Source organism: Paenarthrobacter sp. CC6 (genome assembly GCF_040560085.1).
Taxonomy (GTDB): domain Bacteria; phylum Actinomycetota; class Actinomycetes; order Actinomycetales; family Micrococcaceae; genus Arthrobacter; species Arthrobacter nicotinovorans.
In genome coordinates this window covers 339,678-347,102 of record NZ_JARDAN010000008.1, presented here as the reverse complement: position 1 = coordinate 347,102, position 7,425 = coordinate 339,678, and the positions used below count along the sequence as shown (strand labels likewise).

General features: G+C 62.7%; 8 protein-coding genes. 3 read left to right on the top strand and 5 right to left on the bottom strand.

All coding sequences use genetic code 11. The features are described 5' to 3' along the window. Positions 1-90: 90 nt before the first annotated feature. Positions 91-1,107, bottom strand: a complete 1,017-nt coding sequence (gene galE / locus PV760_RS10285; RefSeq protein ID WP_039242247.1) for a UDP-glucose 4-epimerase GalE — start codon at positions 1,105-1,107, stop codon at positions 91-93. Positions 1,108-1,187: 80 nt separating this feature from the next. Between galE and PV760_RS10280 the strand changes: the two genes are divergently transcribed. Both PV760_RS10280 and PV760_RS10275 read left to right on the top strand, forming a co-directional pair. After that, positions 1,188-1,811, top strand: a complete 624-nt coding sequence (locus tag PV760_RS10280) for a TetR/AcrR family transcriptional regulator (protein ID WP_354627674.1) — start codon at positions 1,188-1,190, stop codon at positions 1,809-1,811. Between the two features lie 96 nt (positions 1,812-1,907). Continuing rightward, the gene (locus tag PV760_RS10275; protein WP_018776550.1) at positions 1,908-2,519 is read left to right on the top strand and encodes a hypothetical protein; all 612 of its coding nucleotides are present in this window, start codon (positions 1,908-1,910) and stop codon (positions 2,517-2,519) included. Between the two features lie 63 nt (positions 2,520-2,582). Here PV760_RS10275 and PV760_RS10270 read toward each other — a convergent pair whose 3' ends face one another. Continuing rightward, positions 2,583-3,425, bottom strand: a complete 843-nt coding sequence (locus tag PV760_RS10270; protein WP_354627673.1) for a hypothetical protein — start codon at positions 3,423-3,425, stop codon at positions 2,583-2,585. Between the two features lie 13 nt (positions 3,426-3,438). Beyond that, positions 3,439-4,464, bottom strand: a complete 1,026-nt coding sequence (dapD, locus tag PV760_RS10265; protein WP_064721641.1) for a 2,3,4,5-tetrahydropyridine-2,6-dicarboxylate N-succinyltransferase — start codon at positions 4,462-4,464, stop codon at positions 3,439-3,441. An 85-nt stretch (positions 4,465-4,549) separates the two neighbouring features. Between dapD and dapE the strand changes: the two genes are divergently transcribed. After that, complete coding sequence (gene dapE / locus PV760_RS10260; protein WP_354627672.1) at positions 4,550-5,680, top strand: succinyl-diaminopimelate desuccinylase; 1,131 nt, start codon at positions 4,550-4,552, stop codon at positions 5,678-5,680. Between the two features lie 224 nt (positions 5,681-5,904). On the opposite strand, the gene PV760_RS10255 is transcribed toward dapE, so the two are convergent. Both PV760_RS10255 and PV760_RS10250 read right to left on the bottom strand, forming a co-directional pair. Continuing rightward, the gene (locus tag PV760_RS10255) at positions 5,905-6,768 is read right to left on the bottom strand and encodes an amino acid ABC transporter permease (protein WP_018776546.1); all 864 of its coding nucleotides are present in this window, start codon (positions 6,766-6,768) and stop codon (positions 5,905-5,907) included. Further along, positions 6,765-7,415: an amino acid ABC transporter permease gene (locus tag PV760_RS10250; protein ID WP_018776545.1), complete on the bottom strand. Its 651-nt coding sequence runs from the start codon at positions 7,413-7,415 to the stop codon at positions 6,765-6,767. The genes PV760_RS10255 and PV760_RS10250 overlap by 4 nt, the downstream gene beginning before the upstream one ends. Between the last annotated feature and the right edge of the window lie 10 nt (positions 7,416-7,425).

Below are 7,425 nucleotides of genomic sequence, written 5' to 3'. Positions count from 1 at the left end.
CCGTCGTTGTTCCCGCCCCTAAAAGCAACGCGGGGTCACTTATGGCCCATGTTGGGGCCTCCAAGGGGCCATAAGTGACCCCGCGTTGCTTCAGGAAGCGTTGTAGCCGAAGGGATTGTTCTTCTGCCAGCGCCAGTGGTCTTCACACATCTGGTCCACGGTCTTGGTGGTGGACCATCCGAGGTCCGCCAGCGCAGAGGATGCGTCGGCCCAGAAGGCGGGGAGGTCGCCTGCACGGCGGCCGGTGATCTCATAGGGGATCGGCTGGCCCACGGCCTTCTCGAAGGACCGCAGGACCTCCAGGACGGAAGACCCACGGCCGGAACCGAGGTTCCAGCGCCGGACGCCGGCACGGTCGGCAATGTAGTTCAGGGCTGCTACGTGGCCCTCTGCCAGGTCCACCACGTGGATGTAGTCGCGCTGGGCCGTGCCGTCCGGGGTGTCGTAGTCGCCGCCGAACACCATCAGCTTCTCTCGGCGTCCAACCGCTACCTGGGCGATGAAGGGGACGAGATTGTTCGGAATGCCCTGCGGGTCTTCCCCGATGCGGCCGGAGGGGTGGGCGCCCACTGGATTGAAATAGCGCAGCAGTGCGATATGCCAGCGGTCGTCCGCGTTACCGAGGTCCGAGAGGATGTCCTCGATTTGTTCCTTGGTGCGGCCGTACGGGTTGTTGGCGCCGATTTCCATCTTTTCGATGTAGGGGATCGGGTTGTGCTCGCCGTAGACGGTGGCCGACGAGCTGAAGACGATGGAGCGCACATTGTGCTTGTCCATGGCGCGGAGCAGGTTGAGGGTGCCAACGATGTTGTTGTAGTAGTAGGCCAGCGGCTCCTGGACGGATTCTCCTACAGCCTTCAGACCCGCGAAGTGGATCACGGCATCGATCTGGTGCTGGTCGAACACGGCCTCGACGGCGGGCTCATCCACCAGGTCAACCTTGTGGAAGGCTGCGTTCTTGCCGGTGAGCTCGGACACCCGACGCAGGGATTCCTCGCTGGAGTTCACCAGATTATCCAGCACGACGACGTCATGGCCGGCTTCCTGAAGGGACAAGACGGTGTGGGACCCGATGTAGCCGGTGCCACCCGTGACAAGAATTTTCATGGTCCCTACGCTATCGGAAATCGGAGCCACGCCGCTTCGTATTGAGCGGTGTTGAAGCACGTTCGTGCTAAAAACGACTGGTGCCCAAAATTGTTGATGCCGAAGCCCGGCGCCAGGAAGTTGTCCAAGCTGTATTCCGGATCATTGCCAGCGATGGCTTGGAACGGGCATCCCTCCGGGAAGTAGCCGACGAAGCCGGACTGGCCGTGGGCTCGGTACGTCATTACTTTGCCAGCAGCGACGAACTACTGGTCTTCTCCTTTGGGGTCGTCATTGACCGCATCGCCGGGCGCCTCGAGACGGCGCTGTCCGACGTTGAATTGGAAGTCGCCGGCAGTCCGGGACACCAAGCAGCCGTCCTGAATCTCCTCGGCCAGTTCCTGCCTTTGGATGAGGAACTCGCCGTAGACGCCTGTGTCTGGATGGCCTTCAGGCATGCCGCCCGTATCAAGCCCGTCCTCGCCCCGGAAGCTGAGCGGAGCCACAGGACCGTGGCAGCCGCCATTGGGCGGCTCATCCTGCTTCTGAACCCCGGCCAGGCCGGTGCCAGGCAAACCCTGGTGACGGAGGCAGAGCGCCTTTTGGCCACCTTGGACGGGCTCTGTATGCACGCCTTGCTTCAGCCTGAGTGGATGACGGCCGAGGTATGCAGTGACGTCCTGGCATCGCACTTGAAGACGTTGGCGGAGCCTGCAGAGTCCTAGTGCCGGTACGCCAAAGCCCTGCTATCGGCATGGGACAGGGCAGCCCATCAGGAATAGACTGGGTGATGTCGGTATCCTGCTGATGGAGGTCTTGGGATGCACGTATCAGACGGCCAAGGGTGGCGCATCACCATGGACACGTCCGGACCGATGCTCATCGCACTGTATTTGCGCGATGTTGCCGGCCTGGACGGCGCGGGAAAGCCGAGCCTCTCCCACGCGGACCCCAAAGTCCGACACGCAGACCATAGCCATCTCACCTCCGACGTGGGCGGCATCAACGCCCTCAAAACCGAATGGGAAGCCTGGTGGGAAAGCCTGGTGAAGTCCTACCCCAAGCCGGTGTCCGAACTCGAGCCTCCAAGTTTCAAGGCTTTCGGTAACTCGCCGGCGCTCCAGAGGGTCCTCCAAGCCCATTTCGGCTCGGCCTTGGGATGGGCCACGGACAGGATTGACGAATACGCCCGGCTTGAAGCCGAACGCGCGGCAAGCGGCCTGAACCAGGTCCTCAGCGAAATGGTGGAAGACCGGCTGTTGGAGGTGGGCCGCAGCTCCCGGGATTTCGACCTCACCATCATCGAATTGCCGCTCAACGAGCCCCGGGCGTGGTACCTGGAGCCTGACACGATGATCATGAGCCACCGGCTCATGTCCCAGCCGGATGCCTTCCGAAGCTACGTCCAGCCCGTGGTTGAGATGCTCGCCTGACGGAGTTTTTGTACAGCTAATGCCCTTAAGGAGCGCTCTTAAGGGCATTAGCTGTACAAAAACTCACGTGGTGGGAGCTGACACTGTGATGGTGACAGCATCCGAAGATGCAGCGCCAGCTTGCCAACCATCGCGTTTTTCGCGGTTCCAGGTCTGGCCTGCGACATCCACCTGCGTGATGGACAAGGCTTTTGCATTCGCAACGGCCCAGTGGGCTACAGCCCAGGCTTGGGTGCCCGTCAGCTCCAGTTGTACCGTGCGGCCCTGGACGGTGGCCGCCTGGGTGCCGAACGCCGTCGTGAGTTCATCCACGACGACGGCAGGGTCGCCTGCCGCTTCCGGCATGCGCAGTTCGCAGTTCAGTGACGACGCCGAATGTCCGGTCAGTGCGGATGCGAAGGCCCGGCCCATGGGCTCATGCTGGGCGTAGGCGCGGGGAAAGGCCGAGCGTTGGACTGCCTGGGCGGCCTGGGTGATTTCCATGGTCTCGTAGCCGGGAACCTTGACCAGGCCGTCGTAGAACGCGTTGCTCGCGTAGACCGGATCCATGATCTGCGCCTCGGTGCCCCAACCCTGTGAGGGCCTCTGCTGGAACAGGCCGCGGGAATCAGGGCCGGCGTCGTCACCGTAATTGATGTTGCGCAGCCTGGATTCCTGCATGGCAGTGGCCAAGGCAATGCTCGCGGCCCTGGGCGGCAGGCCACGTTTGACCGAGATGGCAGTGATGAGCGCAGCATTCGCAGCCTGGTCCGTGGCGAGCTCGTGGCTTTCGGAGCCGACGACGGCGGTGCAGCGCTCCGTGACCAGGGTCTCGGAGCGCTGCAGTACAGCGACGATCGCGTAGATGGCGCCTGACACCAGGGCCAGAGCCAGCACCGCTACGATGGCGCGGCGGAACCGGCGCACGGATATCCTCCTGCTAGTTGGCGTGAAGCGCTTCGTTCAGCTCCACCGTCTGACCCTTGCGGGGGAGGACTTCCACGCCGCCGGTGGTGGAGTTGCGACGGAACAGCAAGTTGGGGACGCCGGAGAGTTCCACAGCCTTGATGATCTGGCTGGTGTCTTCGCCGTTTTCGTCTTTGGGGCCCGGGACGCGGACGCGGGTGCCCGCGGTGACGTACAGACCGGCTTCAACAACGGAGTCATCTCCGATGCTGATGCCTACGCCGGAGTTGGCACCGAGGAGAACACGCTCACCCAAGGCGATCTTTTCCTTGCCGCCACCGGAGAGGGTGCCCATGATGGATGCGCCGCCACCGACGTCCGTGCCGTCACCGGCCACGACGCCTGCGGAGATGCGGCCTTCCACCATGGAGGTGCCCAGGGTTCCGGCGTTGAAGTTCACGAAGCCTTCGTGCATCACCGTGGTGCCCTCGGCAAGGTGGGCACCCAAGCGGACGCGGTCGGCGTCGGCGATCCGCACACCGGTGGGGACGACGTAGTCAACCATGCGGGGGAACTTGTCCACGCCGTAGACCACGACGTTGCCGCGCTTGCGCAGGCGGGCGCGGGTCAGCTCGAAACCGTCAACGGCGGCCGGACCGAAGTTGGTCCAGACCACGTTGGGGAGCTTTCCGAAGATGCCGTCCAGGTTGATGCTGTTCGGCTTGACCAGGCGGTGCGACAGGAGGTGCAGCCGGAGGTAGGCGTCGGCCGTGTCCGCGGGGGCGGCGTCGAGGTCGATCTGTGCGAAGACCACTTTCTGCTCGGTGCCGCGGTCGGCGTCCTTGCCCTCTTCTGCCAGTGCGGTGAGTGCGGGGTCGGCGTTGTCGACGTCACGCAGGGTCTCTGCGGCAACGCCCAGTGACGGTGCCGGGAACCAGACGTCCAGAACGGTTGCTTCCCCTGATGCCGAAGTGGCTATGGTGGCGAGGCCGAATCCGTAAGCTGATCGATCGTTGGTGGGCGCGTTTGCGGGCGCAGCGGAGGAAGCAGTTTCAGTCATGGGCCAAGTCTATCCAGCAGGCGGAGGTCGGTTGAAACGCGTCTCATGCCGGTGAAGTCGCATTTGTTGGCATTAAGCTGGACGGGTGACCCTGAACCCTGCTCCCGCCCTTCTTGACCTGCGCCAGGATGTTGCCCTGCTGACGGCCGCGATCATCGACTTCAACTCCGTCTCCGGCAACGAGACCGAACTGGCCGATGCCGTGGAGGCTGCCCTTCGCGCCATCCCTGCCTACACGGTGGTCCGCGATGGCGATGCCATTATTGCCCGGACCGAACTCGGGCGAGCTGAACGGGTGATCCTTGCCGGCCACCTGGACACTGTTCCCCTGCCCACCGTCGAGGGATCGCTCGGCACTGTACCGGCAACCTGGGAATCGGGCACGCCGGGGGAGGGTGTCCTGTACGGCCGCGGCACCACTGACATGAAGGGCGGCGTCGCAGTTCAACTCGCCCTTGCGGCAACACTGTTCGACGACGGAGCGCAGCCGGACAAGGACGTCACCTTCGTCTTCTACGACCACGAGGAAGTGGAAGCGGTCAAGAGCGGCCTTGGCAGGTTGGTCCGCAACCACGGAGACCTGCTCAAGGGTGACTTCGCCATCCTTTTGGAGCCAACCCACGGCACGGTGGAAGGCGGCTGCAATGGAACCAGCCGTTTCGAGGCCACCACGCTCGGTGAGACGGCCCATTCCGCACGGGCCTGGATGGGAGTCAACGCCATCCACGCTGCAGCCCCGATTCTTGAACGCCTGGCTGCCTACGAGCCCAGGACCATCAACGTGGACGGCCTGGACTACCGTGAGAGCCTCAACGCGGTGAAGATCAACGGTGGAACCGCCGGCAACGTGATCCCGGACCGTTGCGTGGTGGAAATCAACTACCGCTTCGCCCCGGACAAGACCCCGGATGAGGCCGAGGCCCATGTCCGCGATCTCCTGGGAGGCTTCGACGTCGTCCGCACGGACGCCGCTGCCGGCGCGCGACCGGGACTGAACCACCCAGCGGCTGCTTCCTTTGTTGCCGCGGTGGGCGCCGAGCCGAAACCCAAATACGGATGGACCGACGTCGCGCGGTTCAGCGAGCTGGGAATCCCGGCGGTGAATTTCGGCCCCGGCGATCCGCTGCTGGCGCATAAGGACAACGAACACGTCGACGCCGACGCCATCCGTGAGTGCCTCCGTGCACTGAGGACGTGGTTGGCGCCGTCGGCATAACCTGCCCATGACGCGAAGGAGGCCCGCAGCCAGTTTGGCTGCGGGCCTTCTTCGCAGGGGAGTGCAAGACTTCCCAGCTGCCGCCGTGGGACCTCGTTGCATTGGCGTTCAAGACACCCCTTGCGCCGATGAATGGTGCAGGGACATATTGCGGTCAGATCAATATCTACGTGTCCAGTGGGCTCGGTCCTGAAAGCATAAGCTCGAGGCCGAGGTGCGTGAGACTACTTCTTGTCCGTGCCCGCTGCGTTGACTTGGAGATCCACCGTCTTGATGGCGGAGGCCATGCCGCCGGCTGCCTTCCTGGATCCGCGGCGTTCGATCCAAATGGCCAAGCGCGAAACGGAGAGGTTTATCAGGATGTAGATGGCTGCTCCGACAAAGAAGGCGGAGAACAGGAGGCTGGGCTCGAGGTCCGAAATGAGCTTCACCTTACGCAGGAGTTCCTCGTAGGCCACGATGTACCCGAGGGAAGTGTCCTTAAGGAGAACTACCAGCTGTGCCACCAACGAGGGCAGCATGCGCCGGATAGCCTGCGGAAACTCGATGCTCATTCGCGATTGAAAGCTGCGAAGACCAATCGCCAGGCCCGCTTCACGTTGCCCCTTCGGGAGGGACTGAATGCCGGCTCGCAGGATCTCAGCGAATATGGCTGCGTTATACAACACGAGGCCGCTGACAACGGCCACGAACGGGCTCGTGGCAAACACCAGCAGTACGAACAAGATCATGAGAACCACCGGCATGCCGCGGAGGAACTCGAGAACCACTTGTGTGGGAATACGTATCCACGGAATCAGTGATATTCGGAGCAGGCACAAGGCGACGCCCAACGGAAAAGCGATCACCGCGGCGACACCTGCGGCCTGCAGGGTGGCCAGCAGACCCAAGCCCAGCTGCGTCCAGACGTCCTTGGCGGATTCGTTGACGAAGACCTCCCATCGCGAGGCATTGAAGATGCCCTGCGAGGACAGGATGACGATGGCGCCGATCACTCCACCGAGGATAATGAGCGCGCCAATTACCGAGGCGACGAGGGACATGCGCCTGGCCTTGGGGCCGGGTACGTCATAGAGAACGGAAGTCATCGGGCAATCGCCACCTTTTTCTCGACGAAGTGGGCAAGAAGTCCGAGCGGCACAGTGATCAGGAGGTAGAAGAAGGCCACACCGATCAGGATCCACATGACTGCGTCGCCCCGGCTATTGGACAGCTGAAGGCCATAGCCGAAAAGTTCGAGTACGAAGAACGCGCCGGCAACGGATGAGTTCTTGACCAACGCGATCATGATGTTGATCAAGGGGGGTACAACGGTGCGGAGCGCCTGGGGCAGGACAACCAGCCCCAAGACCTGGGTGAACGTCATCCCGACGCTGCGTGCGGCTTCCGCCTGGCCCACGGGAACACTGTTGACGCCCGAGCGCACGGCTTCTGCGACAAATGCGGCGGTGTAGCTGCTGAGAGCAATGATTGCCGCGACTTCGAACTGTTCAAATTTGACGCCGAGACGGGGCAGCACAATGGCGGAAAAGAAGAAAATAATAGTGAGGGGAGTGTTCCTGGCGACTTCAACGTAGAACGTGCTGAAACCGCGCAGGGCGGCAACGGGCGACACGCGCATTGCTGCCAGGAGGGTGCCAATGATTAGGGCAATGACGCCCGAAACAACAGCTAGGAACAGGGTTCGGAGAAATCCGTCCCAATATTGGGGAAGGCTCTCGAAGATGGCGTCCATGGCTTCCTTC